Annotated in this window: 30 protein-coding genes and 1 pseudogene; 24 read left to right on the top strand and 7 right to left on the bottom strand. The window is 36.0% G+C overall.

Annotated elements, in window-relative coordinates:
- The 18 genes and pseudogenes from G396_RS10920 to G396_RS0104585 form a co-directional block, all read left to right on the top strand.
- The coding region (locus G396_RS10920; RefSeq protein ID WP_051221121.1) for a tail fiber domain-containing protein at positions 1-795 on the top strand (795 nt) is incomplete at its 5' end.
- Complete coding sequence (locus tag G396_RS11395; RefSeq protein ID WP_155857406.1) at positions 785-925, top strand: hypothetical protein; 141 nt, start codon at positions 785-787, stop codon at positions 923-925. The genes G396_RS10920 and G396_RS11395, both read left to right, overlap by 11 nt.
- A 2-nt stretch (positions 926-927) precedes the next feature.
- Positions 928-1,629 (top strand): hypothetical protein, encoded by a 702-nt coding sequence (locus tag G396_RS0104505; RefSeq protein WP_028125188.1) that lies wholly within the window; start codon positions 928-930, stop codon positions 1,627-1,629.
- Positions 1,630-2,055: 426 nt separating this feature from the next.
- Positions 2,056-2,343 carry a CDK-activating kinase assembly factor MAT1 gene (locus tag G396_RS0104515; RefSeq protein ID WP_028125190.1) on the top strand — a complete coding sequence of 96 codons (288 nt, stop codon included), beginning with the start codon at positions 2,056-2,058 and terminating at the stop codon, positions 2,341-2,343.
- 11 nt (positions 2,344-2,354) lie between these two features.
- On the top strand, positions 2,355-2,636 hold the full coding sequence (locus tag G396_RS10160; protein WP_051221123.1) for a phage holin: 282 nt from the start codon (positions 2,355-2,357) through the stop codon (positions 2,634-2,636).
- A 126-nt stretch (positions 2,637-2,762) separates the two neighbouring features.
- The gene (locus G396_RS10925; RefSeq protein ID WP_051221125.1) at positions 2,763-4,151 is read left to right on the top strand and encodes a glucosaminidase domain-containing protein; all 1,389 of its coding nucleotides are present in this window, start codon (positions 2,763-2,765) and stop codon (positions 4,149-4,151) included.
- A 284-nt stretch (positions 4,152-4,435) separates the two neighbouring features.
- Positions 4,436-4,804, top strand: a complete 369-nt coding sequence (locus G396_RS0104530) for a hypothetical protein (RefSeq protein WP_028125191.1) — start codon at positions 4,436-4,438, stop codon at positions 4,802-4,804.
- Between the two features lie 130 nt (positions 4,805-4,934).
- Positions 4,935-5,111 (top strand): annotated as a pseudogene (gene eno / locus G396_RS11170) (phosphopyruvate hydratase); the annotation flags it as partial.
- Between the two features lie 234 nt (positions 5,112-5,345).
- Positions 5,346-6,008 (top strand): response regulator transcription factor, encoded by a 663-nt coding sequence (locus tag G396_RS0104535; protein WP_028125192.1) that lies wholly within the window; start codon positions 5,346-5,348, stop codon positions 6,006-6,008.
- Positions 5,996-7,066: a sensor histidine kinase gene (locus G396_RS0104540; protein ID WP_028125193.1), complete on the top strand. Its 1,071-nt coding sequence runs from the start codon at positions 5,996-5,998 to the stop codon at positions 7,064-7,066. Before G396_RS0104535 ends, G396_RS0104540 begins: the two co-directional genes overlap by 13 nt.
- Before the next feature lie 61 nt (positions 7,067-7,127).
- Positions 7,128-7,991, top strand: coding sequence for an ABC transporter ATP-binding protein (locus tag G396_RS0104545; protein WP_028125194.1), 864 nt, complete (start codon positions 7,128-7,130; stop codon positions 7,989-7,991).
- A 2-nt stretch (positions 7,992-7,993) separates the two neighbouring features.
- On the top strand, positions 7,994-9,154 hold the full coding sequence (locus G396_RS0104550; protein WP_028125195.1) for an ABC transporter permease: 1,161 nt from the start codon (positions 7,994-7,996) through the stop codon (positions 9,152-9,154).
- Complete coding sequence (locus G396_RS0104555) at positions 9,114-9,743, top strand: hypothetical protein (protein ID WP_155857407.1); 630 nt, start codon at positions 9,114-9,116, stop codon at positions 9,741-9,743. Before G396_RS0104550 ends, G396_RS0104555 begins: the two co-directional genes overlap by 41 nt.
- Positions 9,744-10,098: 355 nt before the next feature.
- Positions 10,099-10,230: a hypothetical protein gene (locus G396_RS11920; RefSeq protein WP_006418179.1), complete on the top strand. Its 132-nt coding sequence runs from the start codon at positions 10,099-10,101 to the stop codon at positions 10,228-10,230.
- The gene (locus tag G396_RS0104565; protein WP_028125197.1) at positions 10,227-10,451 is read left to right on the top strand and encodes a hypothetical protein; all 225 of its coding nucleotides are present in this window, start codon (positions 10,227-10,229) and stop codon (positions 10,449-10,451) included. The genes G396_RS11920 and G396_RS0104565 overlap by 4 nt, the downstream gene beginning before the upstream one ends.
- Before the next feature lie 331 nt (positions 10,452-10,782).
- Entirely contained in the window at positions 10,783-11,454 is a 672-nt protein-coding gene (locus G396_RS0104575) for a B3/B4 domain-containing protein (protein ID WP_028125198.1), read from the top strand.
- An 85-nt stretch (positions 11,455-11,539) separates the two neighbouring features.
- Positions 11,540-11,845 (top strand): hypothetical protein, encoded by a 306-nt coding sequence (locus G396_RS0104580; protein ID WP_028125199.1) that lies wholly within the window; start codon positions 11,540-11,542, stop codon positions 11,843-11,845.
- 15 nt (positions 11,846-11,860) lie between these two features.
- Positions 11,861-12,391 (top strand): GNAT family N-acetyltransferase, encoded by a 531-nt coding sequence (locus G396_RS0104585; RefSeq protein WP_028125200.1) that lies wholly within the window; start codon positions 11,861-11,863, stop codon positions 12,389-12,391.
- A gap of 93 nt (positions 12,392-12,484) precedes the next feature.
- Here G396_RS0104585 and G396_RS0104590 read toward each other — a convergent pair whose 3' ends face one another.
- The 5 genes from G396_RS0104590 to G396_RS0104610 all read right to left on the bottom strand — a co-directional run bounded on the left by G396_RS0104590 (position 12,485) and on the right by G396_RS0104610 (position 15,516).
- Positions 12,485-13,060, bottom strand: a complete 576-nt coding sequence (locus tag G396_RS0104590; protein WP_028125201.1) for a hypothetical protein — start codon at positions 13,058-13,060, stop codon at positions 12,485-12,487.
- A gap of 227 nt (positions 13,061-13,287) precedes the next feature.
- Positions 13,288-13,719, bottom strand: a complete 432-nt coding sequence (locus tag G396_RS0104595) for a pyridoxamine 5'-phosphate oxidase family protein (RefSeq protein WP_006418345.1) — start codon at positions 13,717-13,719, stop codon at positions 13,288-13,290.
- A gap of 56 nt (positions 13,720-13,775) precedes the next feature.
- A complete protein-coding gene (locus tag G396_RS0104600; RefSeq protein ID WP_028125202.1) occupies positions 13,776-14,246 on the bottom strand; it encodes an S-ribosylhomocysteine lyase in 471 nt (156 codons plus the stop codon).
- Between the two features lie 166 nt (positions 14,247-14,412).
- Positions 14,413-14,523: a putative metal homeostasis protein gene (locus tag G396_RS11590; RefSeq protein ID WP_100069379.1), complete on the bottom strand. Its 111-nt coding sequence runs from the start codon at positions 14,521-14,523 to the stop codon at positions 14,413-14,415.
- A 153-nt stretch (positions 14,524-14,676) separates the two neighbouring features.
- Complete coding sequence (locus G396_RS0104610; protein WP_028125203.1) at positions 14,677-15,516, bottom strand: undecaprenyl-diphosphate phosphatase; 840 nt, start codon at positions 15,514-15,516, stop codon at positions 14,677-14,679.
- 176 nt (positions 15,517-15,692) lie between these two features.
- On the opposite strand from G396_RS0104610, the gene G396_RS0104615 reads away from it, so the two are divergent.
- The 4 genes from G396_RS0104615 to G396_RS10170 all read left to right on the top strand — a co-directional run bounded on the left by G396_RS0104615 (position 15,693) and on the right by G396_RS10170 (position 19,898).
- Positions 15,693-16,958, top strand: a complete 1,266-nt coding sequence (locus tag G396_RS0104615; RefSeq protein WP_006418479.1) for an AI-2E family transporter — start codon at positions 15,693-15,695, stop codon at positions 16,956-16,958.
- On the top strand, positions 16,936-18,420 hold the full coding sequence (locus G396_RS0104620) for a hypothetical protein (protein ID WP_028125204.1): 1,485 nt from the start codon (positions 16,936-16,938) through the stop codon (positions 18,418-18,420). Before G396_RS0104615 ends, G396_RS0104620 begins: the two co-directional genes overlap by 23 nt.
- Before the next feature lie 24 nt (positions 18,421-18,444).
- A complete protein-coding gene (locus G396_RS0104625) occupies positions 18,445-19,122 on the top strand; it encodes a DUF554 domain-containing protein (protein ID WP_006418153.1) in 678 nt (225 codons plus the stop codon).
- Positions 19,123-19,223: 101 nt separating this feature from the next.
- A complete protein-coding gene (locus tag G396_RS10170; RefSeq protein ID WP_162139962.1) occupies positions 19,224-19,898 on the top strand; it encodes a M15 family metallopeptidase in 675 nt (224 codons plus the stop codon).
- 256 nt (positions 19,899-20,154) lie between these two features.
- Here the strand turns inward: G396_RS10170 and G396_RS0104635 are convergent, their stop codons facing one another.
- On the bottom strand, positions 20,155-20,802 hold the full coding sequence (locus tag G396_RS0104635; protein WP_006418423.1) for a type 1 glutamine amidotransferase: 648 nt from the start codon (positions 20,800-20,802) through the stop codon (positions 20,155-20,157).
- 10 nt (positions 20,803-20,812) lie between these two features.
- On the bottom strand, positions 20,813-22,153 hold the full coding sequence (locus G396_RS0104640) for a Mur ligase family protein (RefSeq protein WP_006418489.1): 1,341 nt from the start codon (positions 22,151-22,153) through the stop codon (positions 20,813-20,815).
- 173 nt (positions 22,154-22,326) lie between these two features.
- On the opposite strand from G396_RS0104640, the gene G396_RS0104645 reads away from it, so the two are divergent.
- Both G396_RS0104645 and G396_RS0104650 read left to right on the top strand, forming a co-directional pair.
- The gene (locus tag G396_RS0104645) at positions 22,327-23,307 is read left to right on the top strand and encodes an MBL fold metallo-hydrolase (RefSeq protein ID WP_028125205.1); all 981 of its coding nucleotides are present in this window, start codon (positions 22,327-22,329) and stop codon (positions 23,305-23,307) included.
- A 178-nt stretch (positions 23,308-23,485) separates the two neighbouring features.
- Positions 23,486-24,067: a thymidine kinase gene (locus G396_RS0104650; protein WP_028125206.1), complete on the top strand. Its 582-nt coding sequence runs from the start codon at positions 23,486-23,488 to the stop codon at positions 24,065-24,067.
- Positions 24,068-24,086 lie beyond the last annotated feature (19 nt).

The following is a 24,086-nucleotide window of genomic DNA, read 5'->3' on the forward strand; positions in this document are numbered from 1 at the left end:
AACCTTTATGGCTTTGATTATAACGGTTCTAGGGTGCTTCCAGGTAGTAAATATGGTGTCTGGTTATCCCGAGGCTCGGGTGGCTTTTCTATCAACTATATGCAAGATGGCGGTTATGTCGCTGGTAGTGATAACGTGTATTATACTGTACCGCAAGACGGTATGGGGAACACTCGAATTATTGAAGATATTATGCGAGTGTCAGGTGGTGCATACCCTTTCAATACTTATGAGGGTGCAAAGGCTGAAATATCAAAATTGAATGGTTATGGCCCATGGAATAACGCAGCAACGGGTTGGAATGTCACGTTGCGAAAAGGTGACCGAGTGATTTATAAACAAGGGACAACTTCCACTTATGTTCCATCAGGTTATCAGCGTTTTATAGATTGTACTGATTCATCCAACGGAACTAAAACAGTTTATATCTATACTGAAGCACGACTTCAACAATTCACTACTTTTGCAGATGGTATCTGGGTTAAAGGGAAAGCCCGTGTTGGTAGCTTACAGAATGATTCTGATAAGCGATTGAAAGAGAATATCGAAGCTACAAGTGTAAACGCTTTGGAAGAAATCAAGAATCTATCTTTCAAATCCTTTGATTGGAAGAAATCTAAAGAGCATGAACCAATCGGATTGATTGCTCAAGATAGCGGAATTTTAAGAATTAAAGAAGATGAAAACCACGAGTTTGAAGCAATTGATCTATCTAGGGCGTTGATGTTGTCACTCAAAGCAATTCAAGAATTAGAAGCTAAGGTCAAGAAATTAGAGGTGCAGAATGGAAAATAATTTGAGTAAAGCCATTGAATTAATGTTGGACGAGTTGGCCAAAGAAAACGTCAATCTAAAGCTACAAATTAAAGTATTGAAATTAGAACTAGCGGACGTAAAAGCAAAAAATGAAAGTGAGGAAGACTAATTATGTTTAAAATTACAAACAATTATCTTAATACTCAAATTGACAAACGAGTCGTTCAAATCACTGAACAAGAACCCTATTTAACGATTATCACAGCTGAATTAGACCCGATGTTATCTGACGGAATCGGAGAAAAAGAATTAGTCAATGCGGTATTAGAGAAGTTCTATCGTGATACCTTTGTTGGCAAGTTTACTAATGAAGCTGTTGATACTGTTCAAAAAATCGCTAAAGAATCTAAGGCACTGATTGACGAAGCTAAGGGCAGTGTAGAAGCGGTGACTAAAGAAGTTGCTGAAATTAAGCAACAACTTAAATTAGTTGTCATGGCTGATTTATCAAAAGAAAAACTTGATGATTTAATTGATGAATATCCAACTGTTGAAGTAGGTGGAAAGGTTGAAGCTGGAAAGATTTATAATGTTAATGGTAAGTTGATGGTAGCCATTAAGGACACTTCTATTGACGCTGAAAACTGGATTGGTGATGCAAGTTTATTTGCGCCTTTTAAGTCAGCAACAGTTGATGTTGACGGTGAAGAAACAGAAGTAATTGCTGACTTTGTACAACCAACAGGCGCTCATGACGCTTATGCTAAAGGTACAAAAGTTCGATTCGAGGGTAAGGTGTATGAGTCCTTAGTTGATCACAATGCTTATTCACCGAGTGCTTATGCTAACAACTGGAAATTGTTAGAAGGTTAAGCCTATGGGAAAATTCATTGAGAATTGCTCATTGTTACAGAAAATCAATAACTATTCCATAGTTAAAAAAATAAAACGAATCCTAGGTCGTGACGGCTTCCTTGTAGCTGTAACGTCCTTTTTTTACGGATGGCAGTTATTTTGGAATCCTGGTATTCTCGAGAATTACAGAGTCTATGATATTGTAGACAGCATTGTTGACAACCATTGGATCGGGTTGGCGTTTATGACTACTGGGTTGGTTAAAATTATCGGAGTTGTTTTCTCCATACCTCAGTTCAGGAAAATTGGGTTAGTGACTATGTCCTTTTTATGGGGTATGTTCTTTATCTCATTCTTGATGAGTCCACCACCTAACACTGTATGGGTGTTGAGTTGGGGTATGGTTATGATATTGATAAGGACGTCAATTAGGGAGGATGGTTAATGAATTTAGAACAAATTGCAACGATCCTCGGTGGTTTTGGTGTCGCTTTCTTGGCTTACTTAGGTACTATTTCTAATAACAAAAAAGATTCTACTAGTACATTAATCAATGAATATAAAGTGCTAAACGATAGTTTAAAGAAAGAAATCGAACGATTAAAAGCAGATAACGAATCGATGGATCAGGAGTTAGACCGATTAAAAGAAGAGAATATACAATTGAAGCTAAGACTTGCACAGATAGATGAAGATTTAGAGATTTTAAAAGGTAGTAATAAACAGATATAATGGAGGTAAAAATGAAATTTAATAATAGAGAATACGAATACCTCAGATGGTTTGTAATCACAGTACTCCCAGCATTTATGACAATGATCGGTACGATTGGTACAGCTGTTCAATGGGAACATACAGATTTAACACTGACAGTCTTAGGCGCTATTACAGCGTTTATTGGTAGTTCAATGAACTTGTCTTCATCAAACTATCATAAGGATCAGTTAGACAACCCTTTTACAGAAATAGACGAATCAGCAATTCATCGTGATTCTGAAACAAATGAGAATAAGGTGACTGAATGAATGTAGGTATGATGGTTTTTGTAGTTGTTGTAGGATTATTTGCTTATTTAGTGAAAGAAGCTGATAACGATTAGTGATTTTAAGAAAGAGTTTATAAATAGAGTAGCACCCCTATATCAGAGGGGTGTGAAAGAATACACCCCAACACTACTCCCATCTGTCCTGATTGCTCAGGCGATATTGGAGTCGGACTGGGGGAGATCAGAGTTAGCTGTAAACGCACACAACCTAGGCGGAATCAAGGCTCAACCTGAATATGCAAAATATAAAAAACTAACAACCGAATATATTGATGGCTCATACCAACAAGTGTATGCTGATTTTGCTATGTTCAAAGATGATGAAGCGTATGTAAATTACCATATACGCTTTTTCACTCGGAGTGATTATGCTAAAAGTCGTTATGCGACAGCTGTCAATGCTAAGACGTATGAGGCACAAGCTAAAGCCTTGACGGGAGTGTATGCTACTGACCCTGAGTACGACAGTAAGTTAGTGAATGTAATTCGTAAGTATGAATTATACAAGTATGATACGCTCAATAATTCACAAGTAGATAAAGAATTAAACGGAGGAGACGGTGCTATGGAACTTAGAACACCTATCAGAGAAATTACACGAGTCAATTCGTTTGGTCGTGGAAGTAACAAACCTAAATTCATAGTTATTCATTATGTTGGTGCTTCAGGAAATGCTAAGGCAAATGCAGACTACTTCCTGACAGTAAATCATGACGCTTCAGCTCATTACTTCATTGATAAAAACTATACCTATCAAGTTGTAGAAGAAGACGCAGGAGCATGGCACGTTGGGGACGGGAACACGACTAAGAAAGGTGAATACAACGGTTATGTCACACCGGGTCTTTGCACCAACTATAATTCAATCGGGATTGAAATGTGTTTAACTCCAATTCCTGGTAAGCCAGTAACCGATTGGGCCATTGATCCAATTGTAGTGGAACAGACCCGTCTGTTAACACTAGCCTTAATGAAGAAATATAATATCCCTGCTTCCAATGTAATTCGTCACTTTGATGTGTCCACTAAGCTATGCCCTGCACCTTGGCGGTTTAATAATTGGGCTAAGTGGTGGGACTTTAAGAAGACCTTGACGAATGGTATTACTACTCCTAATCAGGATAAATCTATTAGTCGATTCATTGACCTTCCTGAATACAAGTCGCCTGTCAAACCATTTAAGGAAATGAAAGTAGGGGATAAGGTAACTATCCGAGAGAACATGTCCGCTTGGTACAATCCTCAGACTAAAGAAGGTGTTAAACCAAGTAAAGACTTCTCAGGGGATAAGGATGTTATTACTAAAGTGATGGATGTCAATGTCGGTTACTCTAAGAAAGCCTACTTACTGAAAGACAAAGTGTCATGGATATTAGAACAAGACCTTATAGAACCTCGTGCAGGATGGGTTGAAGTGAAAGAAGACTTGACTGAAGAAGATAAACAATCTAACCGTTATATCGTTTGGGACGGAAAGAGATATGAAGTGAAATAAATGTGATATAATAATATCAACTCATCAACCATGATGTTGAAGGAGATATAGATAGCGTTTGCGACTTTGCTTGCGTTATCGGCATAGAAAAGCCCCCGCCTTAATTGGTGGGGGGTTATTTTTATGTTATAATAATAACGCAGGTAGAAATACACCGTATAATCGTCAATCGAATAAACGTTTAAGACGATGGTAAGCTGGTGAGTAATCAGCTTATTTTTTATCAAAACACTATTGACAAATAAACGTATGTAAAGTATTATTATCTCATAAGGAGTGATAATATGAAAAAGGTAATTAACGGTAAGCGGTACAATACTGATAAAGCGATGCTCATGGCTTCAGCTAGGGTGGCAGACCGTCAAGAGGATTTATATAAGAAACGCACAGGTGAGTTCTTTCTACATTCTATTGCTGATACAGAAGAATTACAACCTCTGACGTTCAAACAGGCTGAGGATTGGGCTTGGCAGAATCTACTAGAAGAAGACTATAATAAAATCTTTGGAGTGGATGAAAGCAACAACTATAGTGTTCAAACTACAATTGCTATTAAGAAGTCAATATTAGATAAATTAAAACTAGAAGTCGCTAGAACAGGGGAGTTAACCTATGAAATCATTGAGAAAGCATTGGAAGCGTATTTGAAATAAACCTGAATGTCAGTCATGTTTCACATATTATAAACCTGTTCCTATTTAAAAGAACATACCTAAAATACCTTGTATTCTTATACTATATAATGTATTATAGAATTGACTTAAAAAGGTTTAAAACCCTTTAGATTCAACCATCGCTGATATCGCTGTTGCAACCAACGCTGGCCAAATCAAGACTGGTTCATTATCTCGTACGGACCGTATTGCTAAATACAATCAATTGTTGCGTATTGAAGATGAATTAGGTGAAGTGGCTAAATATGATGGTTTAACTTCATTCTATAACTTAAAAAATAAATAATTATTAACCATTAGCATTATGCTATAGTTAAATGAGCAAGCCCTCTTTTTATGGTAATCATAGAAAGGGGCCTTTTTGTGCTTTGGAAAAATATTGCCTAAAGATGAATTGAAAAAGTGTATGGTATATTATTATAAGTCAAGCGGTATAATGGTAGATGATACATAGATTTTTAATCTTGACATACATAGGCTAGCAGAAATAAAAGAATTGCTGGAGAGGGGTTAGCTTGCCATGGATCAACGAAAGATATTAATTATTGAAGATGATGTCGATTTATTCGATATGTTAGAGATGTACCTAGAAGATAAAAATATAACGATTGTAAAAGCTTATAGCTCAGTTGATATCCCTGAGGACTTATCCGCAATTGACTTGATCCTTTTAGATATCAACTTGCCTGGAAACAATGGCTTTGAAATATGTAAACAGCTCAGAGAAAGATGGCTGATGCCCATCTTGTTTTTGTCAGCCAGGGTTAATGAAGCCGATAAAATCGAGGGACTCATGTTAGGTGGCGATGATTATATCACCAAACCTTTCTCTTTAGATGAACTTTACGCCAGAATTTATACCAATTTAACTCGCAGTGACCGGGTCAAATATTTATCAAAGAATAATCAGGTGCGTTTGATTGAAGGAAGCGTTTTTAGCTTAAATGGTGTGGCCCTAGATTTAACTAAATCTGAATTTGAAATACTAGAATTATTGGTAAATAATCCTAAGCAAATATTTAGTAAAGAGCGCATTTATGATAGCCTGTGGGGCATTGATAGTTTTGGTAATCCTCAAGTAGTTTCGGAACATATTAGAAATATTCGTAATAAAATGGCGGAAGTATCAGACCAAGAGTTTATTAAAACGCATTGGGGGTTAGGCTACTCATGGATTGGTTAAAGGAAGCTAGTAGGAACTGGAAGTTAAAAACAAGTTTTATTATCTATATGTTGGTGAGTTTATGTTTTTCTATGCCTTTGGGTATCTTTATAAAATATTTATTAAGCGAGGCTAGAAGCAAATATTTAGTAAATCATGCGCTATCAGAAGTGAATAACGTTTTTGGTAAACTAATTTTTTCAAAGGCCTTAGGAAGTATGATTGATATTTCACCCATATTAGTGGTCTTATGCTTTTTTTATCTATTTTTTCAACTATTTTATCTGCATAAAATTCAACCGGTGCTGAATTATTTATCTCATCCAGACCAATTAGACTTAACAGATATTAATGAGTTGAGTGATAGGGTATTTGCTTTAAGCCAAGAAAATCTAAATATAAAAGAAGAAAATTTTGCCAATATTATTAGAATGAATGAAGTTAGTAAGCAGATGGATAGCTTACTCCATGAAATAAAAAATCCTCTAACTATTCTCAGTGGTGATTTAGAGATTATAGATAAGAAGTTTAAATTTGAAGATGAACGTTTAATTCGGATTATAGCCAGAATGACTCGAAGTACTCGTAGAATTCAGGATTATATCCAGTATCTTAGTATGAGTCAACATATAAAGGATATCGAAGTGAATGTGCGACCGATTAAATTAAATGCTTTAATAGTTAGTATTGAAGCTGAGTTAAATAATTTGCAAAGGGATATTCACTTTAGGAAAGACATAAGCGATTTATCCCAAATAGTCCACTTAGATCTTGCTTTATTCATTGAGGGAATGACTAATATCCTCAGAAATTCGGATGCCTATGCTAAGAGTAAAATAACTATTAAGCTTTTTGAAAATGACCAGGAAGTAATTTTGGAAATCGAAGATGATGGTCCAGGTTTTTCGCAAGAAGCCCTACAAAATTACAATAAAGCCTATTTTAGTGAGAATCCGCTTGTGGGCAATATGGGTTTGGGACTGTATATTACAGATGAGATTATGAAAAAACTCGGCGTTAAGATGGTTTTAAATAATAAATTAGGGGCAAGCACCCAATTAATCATAAAAAAATCCTAATCTTGGAAAAGTATTGGAAATTGTTTTATATACTTCAACTAAAGAAAAGGAGGTATGTAGAATGAATTCAATTGAAATCAAGCATTTATCGTTTTCCTACGGCAAGAAAATTGTCTTGAATAATATCAATCTGAGTATTGGTAATGGCCTTTATGGATTACTAGGCAAGAATGGGGCCGGAAAAACCACTTTAATGAAATTAATTGTGGGTCTCTTGCCAAAGTCCAAGGGTCAAATTAAAGTGTGTGGTGAAACGGACCCCAAAAAGATTCGAAGTGTTGTTGGATACTTACCACAAGATTTTGATTTTTATCCGGACATGAAAGTCAGGGAGGCATTAATTTATCTAGGAACTTTGGATAATATGAAAGGCTCTCAATTAAATCAAAGAGTTGATGAACTCTTGGGTCTGGTTAACCTGAGTCAAAATCAAAATAAAAAAATTAAAGACCTATCCGGTGGGATGAAACGGCGACTAGGCATCGCACAAAGTCTTCTAAATAATCCTCATGTCTTAATCGTCGATGAACCGACCGCTGGTTTAGATCCTGAAGAACGTATTCGGTTTAGAAATTTATTAAGTGATTTGTCTGCGGAAAAAATCGTTTTATTCTCAACCCATATTGCTAGTGATCTCGAAAGTACTGCAAATCGATTGGGAATCTTAGATAATGGTCATTTTATCTACGATGGCTCGGTTGAATATTTATTAAAAGAATACTCTGGTGGAACCTATGAGACCATCGTTAATAGAAAAGATTATACAAGTTTTAAATCTCAGTATATTGTCTTTGAACAAAAGGAGCTAGCAGAGGGAATCCTAGTCCGCTTTATCCATTATGGTAGACCGCTAGCGCAATTTAAACGAATTTCTCCTAGCTTAGAATCGGCATATCTTATGAAGATTTATGATCGGAGGAGATAAGAATGAGAAGTCTAATCCAAGAGTTTAAACGAATACTTAAATCGCTCATCTTTTTAGGTTTAATAGTCGCTTTTGTCCTTGCTTTAGTGAGTCAATTGGGCAGCAAACCACCTGAATTCCAAGAACCGAAACCGAATCAAGAAACTTACGGTATTTATCTAACCGATGACCTTGACTATATTTATCCTAATTTAATGGTGGATTTAAAGACTGCAGTGGATGCCAATTATTTTGCCACGTATCCCTTTGGTTTTTATCGTGAGAAAAATCTAACCGATAGTGAACTTAATGCGATTAAGGCGATAATGGCTGAAATGGCAGGAAAACCTTATGAAGAGATAAGTGATAATGATCATTTAAAAAATCCTAGTCAAGCGAAGTTAGAGCTACAGTTAGAAAAAATTGATGCCTTAATTGGTGGGGGTTCCTTCTATGCTAGCGATGAATATAAGGTTCATTTTGGAAAAAAAGGCATGTCATACGAGGAGGCCTTGTCAGATTATCATTTGATGCGGGGGCAAGGCTTTGATTTGGCCTTTGCTAGATATTTCAGTGATTATGCGGGTATCTTTACCATGCTCTTGACCTGGTTTATGGGTTTGTATTTGTGGAATAAGGACAGAAAAGAGGGGGTTGCTAATACCCTCTATGTTAAGTCGATTTCTTCTCTAAAGTTAATTATGACGCGGGTATTGGCGATGAGCTTAGCGATTTTATTAATTATATTGGCGATCTTTACCTATTATGAGGGTCAGCTTTTGTTCGACTACGGATTGGATTTATTAAGCCCACTAAAAGCTTATGGCCTAGTAATTGCCTGGATCCTTCCCATTATTTTATTCATCGTTAGCCTCAGCAGCTTAATTACGATTGCAAGTAAGAGTATTCTGTTTGGCTTTCTTGGGCCAATCTTTTCCATGGTTTATCTGATGTCTTCCTCAGCAAATATTTATTATAATATTGGTTACGTTTTATTATTGCGTTATAACTCAGTGGGAAATGAAAAGTATTTTATAAGTCAAATCAATACTTTCTTAATTGGTCGAACCGTTTGGTTAGTCTTAGCCATTCTAATCATTGTGCTTACCGTCTTTTTATACGAAAGAAGAAGGAGGGGCTACCATGCTTTCAAAAGTATCTTGCCAATTAAAAATAGAGTTTAAGCATAATCTGCTCCCATCCATTCTTGCTAGTTTCATTATGATCGGAATCGCCTATTTTATTTTTGGATTAGGTAAGTTAGACGGTAATAGTCAAGCAATGGTTATTGAACGTTTCTTACCCTTTCCGGGTATTTTTTCAATCGTTACTTTGTTTTATACCGAACACCAAAGTCCGATAAAAGATATTCTTAGAATGCGGCAGAGTAAACTGGAATTAATTTATTTGCTTAGATTTACCTTAAGATTGATTATTTGGTCCATCATAAGCTATATTTATATTTCATTACTTACAGAGGGTCAATCCTTATCTGAATTAATCGTCTTTTTACTGCATAGTCTTTCGATTGGGATTTTTATCGGGATAATAGGCCTATTCCTATTCAGTTGTACCAATAATATTTCAATCGCCTTTTTATGTTCAGTAGGGCTGATGTTAGCCCAATGGTTTCTTCCCAAAAATAAGCCAAGTTTGCTTAAATTATTTACTATGCCAAACATATCGATTAATAGAATATTCCTAATCTTTGCTTTTTCCTTAGTCCTTTTGGTGCTATCTATAATTATTTGGAAGAGGAAAAATATTGACTGACTTATAAGTAGATTGCTGATTAGTAATTAATTTATCTAGCATAATGGCTACTCAGTTGTATGTAGAAATAAAATACAAACAGACATTTCACTATAAATTTAGTGAGGTGTCTGTTTTGTGCTGTCTTTAAAGTGGAAAGAAACAAATCGTATAATGAATAAATATTTGAAAATTAAGAATACTGAGAGGAAAGAATATGGCGGAAATTTGGAATGCTTATGATAAAAACTTAAATAAAATGAGTGATTTGTAATTAATAAGAGGTGAGGTCATTCCAGAGGATGTTTATCATTGGGTTTTCGAAGTCATCATTACTGACGCTCGTCCATAAGGCTATGATGTGGAGATGCATAAAATGTTAGTATCGAAAAATAGGTCTGAATTAACTGAGTCTGACCAAACAATTATTAACCATTACCATGATTCAATCGAAAGTTATAATTATTTACAAGACCTAGTTGCTTCGGTTAAGGAGTTAGACAAATGAGCCAGCTTGAAGACTTTATTCAGCAAAGGGCAGAATCGCGTCAAGGACAAGCTTCTCTGATTTTATACCAGTTATTTATCATTACCAACCGAATTGAATCTGCCTTTAACCGTGACAAAGATGAACTCTCTTTAAAGCAGTTTATGTTATTAATCCTCGTGAAAATCTTAGGACAGGCTAATTTAAGTGAATCTGCCAGTATTTTAGGCATATTCCGTTAGAATATTAAACAATTAGCCTTAGCTTTGAAGCAGAGAGGATTTCTAACCATCCAAAAGAATAATTTAGATAAGCCTCAATTAATACTTAAGACCACAGATAAGGTCGACCAACATTTTCAGAATCAGATCAATTTTATGATAGGAGGATGATACAAATTTTTCAAAATTTTTTCGATGAGGAAATTGTGAATTTACTCCACTTAATACCCAATTTTTATCAAGGCCTGAGTGTTTTGGAGGATGCTTAAGTCGGTCTAACTTGCTCCTTTCTTAAAAAGTTATTTTCATGTTAAGATAGGGCTAAAGAGATTTAAGAAAGGAAGAAGACTTTATGGAAATTAGATTAGATGATTCAATGAAGGCCTTAGGGGTTGAAGCGGTGGTCGTTGGTATTGCCCGGAATGTCAATCCTAATGCAAATTTAGAAGCCGACTTTCTAACGAAACAAGCCCAAACTGAAACCTGGGCTCTCGATGCGGACATCGAACAGGTCAAAGCCCATCCATTTATTAAAGGCTATTATGATATGATGCAAGCTGTAGGTCGGAGTGAGAAGAAGAATCCACCGACTATCCCTGCCTTTATTGAAAATATTCAACGGCGGGGCTCGATTCCTAAAATTAATAGTATCGTTGATATTTATAATGTGGAAAGTTTGCGGTCTATGATTGCCATTGGCGGTCATGACCTAGATAAGATTACTTGGCCTTTGACTATCACTGTAAACCAGGAAGAAGGGAGTTTTGTTCCCATTTCGGCCAAAGAAAAACATGTTGCCGCGACGGATTATGTTTACAAGGATACCAAAGGGATTATGGCTTGGATGGGGGTTCGTGATGGGGAAGCCTATAAGTTTGATGACCAAACCAAGAATGCGATTTTTATAGTCCAAGGTAATGCCGCAATCGATGTGGAAGCCCGTATAGAGGCTTTAAAAGTCATTGAGGCAGATTTACGGGCCACCATGCCAAGTTTGGAATTTGAAATTTTAGTCATAAAATAAGGCGAGATTTTTTAGTCCCACATGCATCGAATAATTCGGTGTGGTATGATAATATCGTTATTAAAATTTCATGAAGGAGTATGGCATGCAAGCAAAATTATCAAAATTACTCGACCGCATTATTAAATTGTCACTCTTAGTCTTTGTAGTTGGTGCGGTCGCTTTATTATTAATTTTTGTCCTGAAGATCACAGCACCTAACCCTATGTTTTCCGTCCTATCAATTATTTCAGGAATCGCAATTTTCCTATTTATAATTATGTGGACCTTAATTTTCGGCTTATCAATTTATTACACTATCCAATTTCATGATAGAAAATATGTCGCTTATATTGTTATTTTTTTGATTGCGACCTTAGCCGCAGCGATTAATTATTTTATAACCATGTAAGGAGTCTGAATTATTATGGAAAATCTTGTTTTAGTACACGTTCGTCCTCGTCACCAAAAAAATGTCATGGCTTACCGCCAGGCTTTCTTAGCGTCGGGTGAATCTATGGATGGATCCAGTGATTTACAGGATTTTACTGATTTTCAGGCTTGGTATGATCAAGTTCAAGCCAGTAGCCAACGGGAAACTGTCAAAGCAGGTTGGGTACCTGCCAGCCAATACATCTGCTTGCAAAGAGGACATCAGGAAGTGCTTGGCATGCTCCAATTCCGTCATGAACTGAATGATTATTTGAAGGAAATTGGTGGACATATTGGCTATTCAGTCCATCCCGATTACCGCAATCAAGGGATTGCCCAAACCATGTTAAAAGAAGCCTTAAAAATTTGTTATCATCAAGGTATGGCCAAAGTCTTAGTAACCTGCCACGCTTCAAATAAAGCCAGTCAAAAGGTTATTGAAGCCTGTGGAGGGGTTCGGGATGAATCAAGTTTTGACCCTAATTCTGGAGAAGAAGTATACCGGTACTGGATTCAAGTGAATTAAGTATCTAGATAGTGAGGCTAGGCCTGATAATTCTTAAAATCGTAAACAAAAAAGAGGCTGGGAATTCCCAACCTCTTTTAAATTTATCGAATCTTATTCTTCGGATTCTTCCGAGCTTGCTTCACTTTCAGCGGCAGATTCGTCGCTGGCAGCAGCTTGATCATCCATCTTGTATTCGGCTAAATCGTCAATTTTTTTGTAGTCAACACTATATAATTTATCGTGCAAACCATCATCTGATTTTTCAAGACTTAGCATGGCGGAGCTGTCTAATTTTAATTTCAATTTATTATCATAAGTAATGAGGTTATCAAACTTAGTAAAGATAACTACTTTAGCAGCCTCAACATCTTTATTAGTGTTATCAGTATAAGTGATGACAGGTTCGCCTTCAACAGGTTCTGCTTCAGGGTCCGCCTCAGCGAAGTGGGTAACAACCATTTCAGCAAAGTGTTTGTATGGATCTTCATCTTTAATTTCGCCTTCAAGGTCGTCAACATATAGGACTACTTGATCTGCACGAACATCTAAATACTTAACCACAGAATCTTTTACTTCATATGATCCGACATAGTCATCAATGGTCATCGCTTTCTTTTCTTCAGCAAAAACAGATAAACCAGAAACCATGACTAAAACCATAGCAAGTAATGCAAAAATTTTTTTCATAAAAATCCTCCTAATAAAATATATTTTTCCAACTTCTAAATTATAAAGGAAAAATGACAAAAATAAAAGAAATTACTGATAAAAATTAGAAGTTAGTTAATTATTTAATGTTAAAATTAAACTATGATTTAGAAATATAAAAGAGAGCCGACAAAGTCAGTGAAAATCAAAGATTTTCAACCACTTGCCGGCTTTCAGTCTAATTTTATTAATTAGACAATTTAAGTTTATTTATTCCGTAATTTAAATAGATATTTATGACCTTGAGTTAAGGAATGATAGAACCCGTCACCTTCATAAAGTTGGAAGACATGGACAGAGGCTTGTTCTTCTGCAGTGGGATATACATGCTTAACGTATGGATTATCTTTAAGGACTTCTTTCAATTTTTCTTTACCTAGTTCTCGCACCTTGCCTTCAATCCGAATTACTTGGATGAGGTAATCTTTTTCAGACATGGCAGTGAGGGCAATATTTTGATTGGCTTGGAGTTGCTTATAAAAGTTGGTCTTAGGACTGGTCATAAAGAAGATCCCTTGTTCATTGGCAACACCAATATTAGCATGACGAGCATGTGGTTTGCCGTCTTTATCTATAGTTGAGAAGACCGCAACCTTCATGTCTTCTTTTAAAACTCGCATAATATCATTTAATTCCATTATCCTACCTCCTTAATTTATTATGTTCATTATAACACAGCTTGACTAATTAAGACTTAATAGGCAAAAGATAAATCGGTAATTTCATTTAAAACTTGTAGATAGCGTTGACTATAATAACGAGCCATAGGTAAATTTTGATCTAAATAATTACCACAATCCCTTGCGGCTGCCCCAGGGATATCACCTTCATAGGTGGCTGCCCAAGCAAAGGCATCTTTCAATAATTTAAGGGTAGCTTCTGGTCTGACCTTATCGGTCAAAATTAGATAGAACCCAGTTCGACAGCCCATAGGCCCAAAATAAATAACTTGGTCTTTATAAGTTGGGTCATTGCGTAGATAAGTTGCTAAGAGATGTTCAATGGTGTGAATTTCAGCAGTATTCATCACAGGCTCATAGTTAGGGCGGGTAAAGCGCAAGTCATATGAATTAAGGGTGACAGGCCCCAGATGATCTTGACGCGACAAATAGAGGCCAGGGAGTAGATTAAGGTGGTCAACAGTAAAACTAGGGATTTTTTCCATAAAACAGGCTCCTTTTTTTCTATAACATTGTATCTAAATGATAGGGATAGGAAGAAAAACTGTCAAGTTTCGTCGCTATTTTACAAAAAAATACTGGGAATAGAACAGAAGTATGAAAATCTCTGATTTTCGCTTCATATTCTTAACCCAGAATAATTAGTTAAGATTATTTATTTCGCTTTGCCGCTTGGATAATGGCTTTAGCCCGGCGTTTAGTCTTAATATTTTTACTTTGAAGTTGCCGGTAAGCTGCACCTAGGTTTGCTTTTTTAGACATCAGATCACCCCTTAATAGTAATAATTACGTTTTATTATAAATAAATCTGATAAAAATGCAAGTACTTTTTAGGGTAAATAAAAAAGCCAATTTCTCTTCGTCTTTGAAAAAAAGAAAATTTGGCTTGTTGGATAAAATTAAATAGAATATTGTTTATTTAATCAATAGGTTATATAAGATAACAATGGCGCCTAATACAATTCGGTAGTAACCAAACCCAGTAAAATCATTTCGTTTTAGATAAGTAAGCAAGAAACGAATCACTACAATTGATACAACGAAAGCTACGACCATACTGAAGATAAGATAGAATATTTCCACTTGACTGAGACTGAATCCTAATTTAAGTAATTTTAAAAAAGATGCACCAAACATGACAGGGATACCTAAAAAGAAAGAGAATTCGGTAGCGACAAAGCGAGAATTATTGGTTAACAAGCCCCCCATAATGGTAGAACCTGAGCGCGAAGTTCCTGGAATAATTGCTAAGGATTGGAAAAGACCAATTTTAAAGGCTTTATTATAAGACAAATCTTCTAGGTGTTCTGTTTTAGCACTATGTTTAGCATGATTACTTTTTTCAATCCAAATAAATGCAAAGCCATAGACAATTAAGGCAATCGCGACTACGGTTGGATTATAAAAGTAAGTATCCATATAATCGTTTAAGAAAAGGCCAAAAATTAAGACAGGAATTGAGGCAACGATTACTTTAAACCATAAGGTCCAAGTTTCCTTACGTTCTTGATAGTTTTTACTAGGAGATAAGGGATTTAGTTTATGGAAATAAAGGACCACCACTGCCATGATTGAACCCAGTTGAACTAAGATAAGAAAAGTCTCACGAAACTCAGCCGAGAGATTCAAGGGCATAAAGTCTTCAATTAAAATCATATGTCCGGTAGAAGAAATCGGTAACCATTCGGTAATCCCTTGGACAACCGAAATAATAAATAGTTTAAGTAATTCAATTAAGTCAATTGCTTGTAGCATAGTCTCACTCCTTATAAATTCGCCTCATTATACACTAATGTTAGTAAAAAAGCTAAATTTCAGGACTTTTAAGTCAATTATAACAATTTTACTAGGATTTTAATGATGATCTACTAGGTTTTTTTTTATAAAAATTATATAATAGAACTATGAAATTTTTGTAAAGGAGCTATGAAATGACTAAAGAAAAATTAGAGAAAACAGCTTCTACCATGCGAAAAAAAATTACAAATAATCAAACTGTGGTTACTTTAGTAATAACTTTACTGATTTTATTAATCATATTTATGCTTAATCAAGTAGCTTATGTATTTAAGCCATTGGGGGGGTTATTTGATATTTTTGGCTTACCCTTGATTGCAGCTGCGATTTTGTACTATTTACTTGCACCTGTAGTTAGGTGGATGACTGGTCAGGGAATTGAGCGCAATGTTTCCATTTGGATTTTGTTTATTAGTTTAGTTCTACTTATTGTTTGGGGAATTCTATCATTGGTGCCAATTTTACGGACCCAATTTCAAGGTTTAGCTGAAAACTTGCCATATTATGCTAAGCAGTTAGATAAGTTATTAGATACCATTCCAATTGATTGGTCGAATGATCCGCTTTTATCTGGTATTGGTTCTTTTGTTGAAGACTTTGACTTCTCTGCGCTGTCTAGTCGCATGGAGACAATCATCTCCACCACCTTTGGTTCACTTGGTACTGTGATTGGTAATATTACCCAAGTTGTGCTAGGCTTGTTAACCATGCCAATTGTCCTTTATTATATGTTGCTTGAAGGTAATAAATTACCCAAACATGTTTTATATTATCTTCCAAATCGTTATCGTGAGACCGCTGCGCGGATTATTTATGAGTCTCATTCTCAAATTTCACGTTATATTAGAGGTCAAATTATTGTTGCCATTATAGTAGCAATCATTTTTGCAGTTGGTTATAGTATTATTGGTCTAGACTACGGTATTTCCTTTGCAATCTTTGCAGGCTTTTGTAATGTGATTCCATATTTAGGTTCTTTTATTGCAGTTATTCCAGTTATTATTATTGCTGTTTTAACTAGTCCTTTGATGTTATTAAAAGTATTGATTGTAATGAGTATTGAGCAATTTATCGAGGGACGTTTTGTATCGCCTCAAATTTTAGGCTCAAATTTACAGATTCATCCAGTTACCATTCTAGTTGTCCTCTTGGGCGCAGGTCGTTTATTTGGAATTGCGGGTGTAATATTAGGGGTGCCGGGTTATGCGGTGGTGAAAGTATTTGTCAGCGAATTGTACCAAGTTTACCGGAACCATTCTGAGATGTATGGTCAAGAGACAATAGGTCAGTTAGACTATGTTTCCTTAGCAGGATATGATGTGAAGGAAGAGGTTAGTGAAGACAATTTCTTACCTATTGATGAGAAAGAGGAATTAAATGAAGAAAATAATCCTACATAAAAATTTTAAACTACTTGTTTTATTATTTTGTTTGGGAGGGTTGACAGCATGTCAGTCTGTTTCAAACAAATATGCCAACTTAGTTGAAGAACAAGCTAATAATAAAATTAGCCAAGAATCTCAAGCAAATGCCAATGAATCTAAAGCAACTGAAATTGATCCTCGATTAGTCCCAGAATTTAGTCAAGTTTTGACTGATTTTTCTAACTTTGAGGGACTTGAACTTGAAAGTTCTAGTTTTCAAAGTAAACAAGCCTTTAAACTTAATCAAGAAAACTTTCAAATGACGGTCAACCAAATGGCGATTTTACCAGTAGATAAAATGAGCCAAACCATGAAAGAAGAGGCTAAGTTGACAGATGAAGGATCTGACATTAATAGTTTAGTCTTAGTTTATACTACAATTGAGAATTTAACAGATCAAGACCTGCATCTATCGATTGAAGATATAACGATGGGACCAATAGATGATACTGAGATGGTGTACGCTGACCAAAGTTTATATCCATCACAATCGGGAAATCTTCAAACAATTGTTAATGATTCGCAAAGCAAGTTACAAGGAAAAGCCTCAGTGGATGGTTATTTAGTATTTTCCTTAACCAAGGATTTAGAAGAGCAAATTAGTCGTGAGGGTCATTTAAAATTATCTATGAATGAACCAACGCCAATTGATGATAAGGGTGTTCAGCTTGATTTGGGAAATAAACTAGCTTTATTTCTACCTATTAGCGAAGAGAGCGAGACCATGATCGTGTCTCAATCACAGTTTATTGCTGACCGATTAACGACTGAGTTTTGGGGGCAAAAAACTGAATTAGCTGCTCAAAATCTTGAAACTTCACAAGAAGAAGAAGGAGTTACTCTGACAACTAAACGGGTTGAAGTAACCGACTTTGCTCCCTTTGAACACTATGAAGAAATCTTTAAGAACTTTGAATTCGGGCAAGTCATTGTTTCGATCGAATATGAGATTAGTAATCAAACTGAACAAACAATTTATCCGGTGGATGGTCAAAGTCGCTTAATTATAGGTGAAGATCCAATTGAGGCTGACTATGTACTTATCAATGAAGAGTATGGTCAGGGTGTGGAGCCTGGCCAAAGCAAACGAATTATTCAAACCTTTGCTCTTGATAAGAAACGTTATCAAGAGGTATGGCAAGGACAAGACTACCAATTTGAAATTATCATTCCTAATCAATCACGCGCAGACCAATCTGATACTGGGCTGACAGTAGCACAATCGGAAGACTCTGGTGAAGAGGAAACTTCTAGTGAATCTAGTTTAGAAGAACAAGAAGCACAGAATTTTGTTTATGTGATTAGCTACCAACCGCAATTAAAATTATTTGTGGATGATAATCTAGATCTCGTAGATCAATTATTAGATGAGACAAGTCAAAGTAGTGGTCAAGTTAATTTAGATTCACCGGATCAAGATGAAAGTGAACATAATTAAGAAATTATAAAAGAAGGTGTCTTTTTGGGTGCATTTGTTAATGCCGTAGCAATTGTTTTATCCAGTGTTATGGGCTTGATGTTAAAAGAAGGAATTCCCAGTAATATCAATCAGCGCTTAATCCAAGCTATCGGACTGTGTATTATTTCAATTGGAATTTCAGGAGCCTTGAAAGGACATGAGACTTTAATCATGATTGTCTCAGTCATGATAGGCACTTTAATCGGAGAATGGGTAGATATTGATAGTCGAATTAGGGAATTAACCAATACATTACAAAATTTTTTGAGCCGGTGGCCACGATTTGCAGATATGGGACAAGGGTTTGTCACATCGATTATGTTTTTCTGTATTGGTTCGATGGTAATCGTAGGGTCGCTAGAAAGTGGCTTAACAGGGAATAATACCACATTATATGCTAAGTCCATCATAGATGCGATCACTGCGCTGTTGCTCTCTTCATCTCTAGGCATTGGCGTACTTTTTGCAAGTATTCCAGTCTTAATAGTGGAGGGCGGAATAACTTTATTTGCAGCCTTTCTCGAGCCCTTCTTGCCCACATTAGTTATCAATGAGGTTGTAGCAGTGGGATCGATGCTTTTGATTGGTCTGGGTTTAAACATGTTAGAAGTGACGGATTTAAAAATAATGAATTTTACCCCGGCAATGATTCTTCCCATCATCATTATGCATTTTATCTAGGAGAATAAATGAAAAAAATTATAGTTACTATCTTTTTGTTTTTATTTATTATAATGACAATCAGTTTAAGGGTAGATGCTCAAAATTCGGACCTTCAGCTCATGTCAAGGCTTGACTTAGAGAATAGCTTAGGCAAAAAGGAAGTCTCAAAGTTATTAGATTTATTGCCTCAGGATCTTAATCTTGATGAACCTGAACTAATTTTAATTAATAAGGAAAATCCAGTTAGCACAGAAATTGATTTTGAAGGGGTGTATTCTGATCAAGGCTTGTTGTATAATGCCTTAGCTTCTCCATCCTTTAACGAGTGGATGCAGGCAGCGGTTAATGATGGTTTTTATTTTTCCATTGTGTCAGCTTATCGCTCGATGGAAAGTCAGGCTAATAATCGTTTAGCTAGATATCATTCTTATCTATCTGAAGGTCTTGATCCTGATACAGCACAAATGTATGTAGATATGTTTTATGCCCCAGCAGATGCTTCAGAGCATTTAAGTGGTTTAGCTCTTGATTTATTGGGATCTGATTGGACAAGTCAGGGCGGTGAGTTAATGGCTTCCTATGGTCAAATGCCATCAGCGCAGTGGTTAGCTCAGACCGCCCCTGAATTTGGCTTTATCTTAAGATATCCAGAGGGAAAAGAAGAAATTACTGGTTATAACTATGAGCCATGGCATTTTCGTTATGTGGGTAATAAACATGCTTCTTTTATTAGTCGGCACAACTTAACCTTGGAGGAATATTTATCCTTAATTGTTTTGAAGCATAAAGATTAGTTAAGAGTTAATTTTGACAATAGAAGATGATTATTTTTTAGAGATGGCTATAGATCGCTATGACTAGTACTTATCTTTTCAAAAAGAAAAAACTATGAATTTAGCTTGAAATGTTAGCGAGCAAGAAATAGAAAATTTGAGCGATACTATTAATCAAACCTTCCCCTTAAATAGTAATGTTCTAATTTATATAAATAATAAAAAGAGGGTGTATCAAACAGTTCCGTTTGATACACCCTTTTTTCAAGCTATAAAATTATATTTGTTGGGTTGCAAGACTAATTAAGTGATGGGCCAACCATTCATTCCGAACAAGCAATGGACCATGGAAATAAGAGCCAAAGGTATTTTTATAGTGGACGCCTTCGGTTTTATCTTGATTATTATTGCCGTGGCCTGAAATGACTTTTCCTAGAGGCTTAAGACAATCACCTAAGAAGGTCACCCCATTATGGTTTTCAAAGCCAAGATAGGTCTGTTGATTTTCTTCATCAAAGATTTCGATATCCCCAATAAAGCGAGAATTAATTTGACGTTCGGTGTAGTGGGGGAGGATGCCTAAACCTTGAAGTCGGTCGCCAGCAGCATTAATATAGTACTGACCGAGTAATTGAAAACCACCGCAGATGGCGAGAAAGACTCCATCATTTTCAATAAATTTTTTAATTTCAGGCTGTAAACGTTGGATGTCTTGGGAGACAATTTTTTGTTCATAGTCCTGACCGCCGCCAAAAAAGACTAGGTCAAAATCCTCAGCATTGAATTCATCGCCAATACTCACTAGGGTGGTTTGAACCGTTAAGCCAGCTTGCTGTCCGTAATATTGTAACATTAATAAGTTACCATTATCTCCATAGGTATTCATGAGATTGCCATAGAGGTGGCAGATGCGTAAAACTTTCATTTCATTCCTCCTATTGTTTGAGATAATGATGATCAATTAAATATTTTCGTAAACCGAGTATTGCAGTATAGGTTGCGAGAATATGGACATTTTTACTGGGTGATTGTTTGATTTGTTCGACTAAAGCTTGGTAATCTGAAACTTCCTGGATGCCATTTTTATCAAGACCGGCGACTTCTAAGCGTCGCGTCATTTCTTTAGCTTTCATACCTGAAGTAATCACTTCTTGAATCGGAGCATCTTGTAGTTTTTCAAAATGACCATCCCAAATCCAAGATACGTCAGTTCCATCCGCATAATCGTTATTAAGAATTGCCACCAAGCTATAAGGATTTTGATCAAGGTTCACTAAGTCTAAAACTTGGTTTAAGCCGACTGGATTTTTAACTAAGTTGAGGAGAATTTGGTGACCTTCGATTTCAAAAATTTCTTGGCGGCCAAAAACTCGTTTAGCCTTACTAAAGCCTGCCTTAATTTGTTCGGGTGATAGGCCAAAGAAGGAAGCAAGAGAATAGGCAGATAGGGCATTATAAATATTATATAAACCAGCCACAGGAATTGTAAAATCATGGCCATCGATTTGGAAACTTGAGTCCTTCAATGTAAGTTCATGTAGTGCATTAACAGAGTGGGTTAAAGCGGGACGCTTGAAATCACAATTAGGGCAATAATACTTTCCTAGATTGGCATAGGAAAGACTATGATACTGAAGCACATGGTCACAATGAGGACAAAGAATTGCATCTGTATTTGGAGCAACTTGGACTTCATGGTCTTCCTGATAATCAAACCCGTAGAACTCACGTGGATTTTCTAAAGAAGTAGAGTTGAAAATAGGTGAGTCGCCGTTAGCAATTACAGTGGCTTGCGGGACCATTTTAGCTGCATCCGTCATTAAGCTATAAATGGTATAAATTTCGCCATATCGGTCCATTTGATCGCGAAAAACATTGGTATGGAGGAAGACTTTGGGCTGAAGTGCCTTGACCACATGTTTCAGTGAGCCTTCATCTATTTCTAAGATAGCAATCCCTCTTTCCCCATTTTTCAAGGGTTTAGCATCCAAGAAAGCTGAAATAATCCCTTGTTGCATATTTGAACCGGTTGGGTTGGTTAAAATATTAGGATACTTTTCAGCGAGCGCTTGAACAGTTAAAGCTGTAGTTAAGGTTTTACCATTGGTACCTGTGATTACAGCGACATCATAATTTTCTGCTAAATGATTGAGAATATTGGGGTCAAGGGTTTGGGCTAGTTTGCCCGGGAGACTTGACCCACCATTAGTGAAGGTGGTTAAGCCCCATTTAGTAAATTTTCCAACTGATTGAGCGATGCTTGTTCTAATTGACATAGCTTCTCCTCCTATTAAAATTCAATGTATATCATAGCAATTTATTCCTAAAAAATAAAGCTTCTCGGATTAAATCAATATTATTCTCTTTTAGTTAAACTTATTGAAGCATAAGAAAAAATAATATAATATATGCATTATAAAGCGTTTTCAAATTTTGAAGGAGGAATCCTATGATTAAAGAAGTATATCCTAAAGTTTACACATTTTCGGTTGATTTACCTGAAAGTCCCTTAAAACAGATTAATGCGTATGTGATTAAGGGGAATGACAAGACGGTCCTAGTTGATACTGCTTTTCACCATGACCTCTGCCAGCAACAATTGTTAGCAGGATTAAATGAGCTTGAGGTGGATATGAACCATTTAGAGGTCATTTTGACCCACCTTCATGTTGACCATACTGGTTTAGCTGACTATTTTGCCAACCTTGGCTGTCCAATTTATGCAAGTGATGTTGATGGAATTATCATAAATAAAAATATCTTAGAACCAGATTATCAGAATTTTATTGATACCTGTCGCCATTATGGACTAGATGAACATGAAATGGACTGGGCCCAAAGTCCTAATGTTTTATACCGTTGTAAACAAGCGCTCCCCTTACGCCCATTAAATCCCGGGGATACTTATCAAGTCGATGATTTTTCTTTTAAAGTCATTGATTTGATTGGTCATACCCCTGGTCATATTGGACTTTATGATAAAGAAAAGAAATTAATTTTTTCAGGGGATACGATTCTTGACCCTATTTCGCCCAATATATGTTATTGGACAGACCAAACCCCAGATATTTTGGGTTCTTACCTTAATACCCTAACTAGGTTAAAAGATCTTGAATTAGACTTGGCTTTTGCGGCTCATCGTCAAGTCATTAAAGCGCCCAAGCAAAGACTGGATCAATTACGATTACATCACCAAGAACGCTTAAATGAAGTACTAGCCGCTATGGAGCCTGGTAGGGATTACTCAGTTAAGGATGTGGCCACTCAAATTTCTTGGCGGATAAAAGCCAAAGGTTGGCAAGAATTTCCTCCTGCCCAAAAATGGTTTGCAGCTGGTGAAACTATGGCCCATCTTGAACATTTAGCGAGTCTATCAATTCTAGAAATGACAGAAGATCAACAAGTTTTTTATTTTAGAAAAATAAACTAGAGAAGGATGTTTTGCTATTTTCTCACTAAGAAAAAATAAAAAAGTTCCCTAAGTAATTGGGTAGAAAGACAGGGGAAAATGATTGATTAGATTATTACCACCAATACTATTCCATTTGACTAAACCTAAGGATTAACTTATTATTAATGGTTGAAAGTAGACAAAAAGGAGTGGTGACATGGCGAAACTATACTTCAAATATGGTGCAATGAATTCCGGTAAGTCAATCGAAATTATTAAGGTGGCCCATAATTACGAGGAACAACATAAACCTGTTAAAATTTTCACCTCTGCTCTCGATAATCGTTCTGGTGTCGGTCTGGTAGCTAGTCGTACTGGATTTGAACGGGAAGCAAGTCCAATTTCTGAAGATACTGATATTTTTGAGATTGTTAAAGCTGCTCCTGAAAAGCTATTTTGTATACTTGTGGATGAGGCACAATTTCTAAAAAAGGCCCATATTTTACAATTGGTGCGGATTGTGGATGAATTAGATATTCCCGTCATGGCCTTCGGCTTAAAAAATGATTTTACTAACGAACTCTTCGAAGGTTCTAAATATCTACTTCTTTACGCGGATAAAATTGAGGAACTAAAAACAATCTGCTGGTTTTGTCATCGTAAAGCCTCAATGAATCTAAGAATCGCCAATGGTAAGCCAGTTTATGCTGGCGAACAAATTCAAATTGGAGGCAATGAATCCTATTTGCCAGTTTGCCGTAAATGTTATTTCCATCCGCATTTAGAAAATTTAGATTGAGATCCCATTTTATAGGAGG

The organism is Eremococcus coleocola DSM 15696 (assembly GCF_000428865.1).
In the GTDB taxonomy this organism is placed as follows: Bacteria; Bacillota; Bacilli; order Lactobacillales; family Aerococcaceae; genus Eremococcus; species Eremococcus coleocola.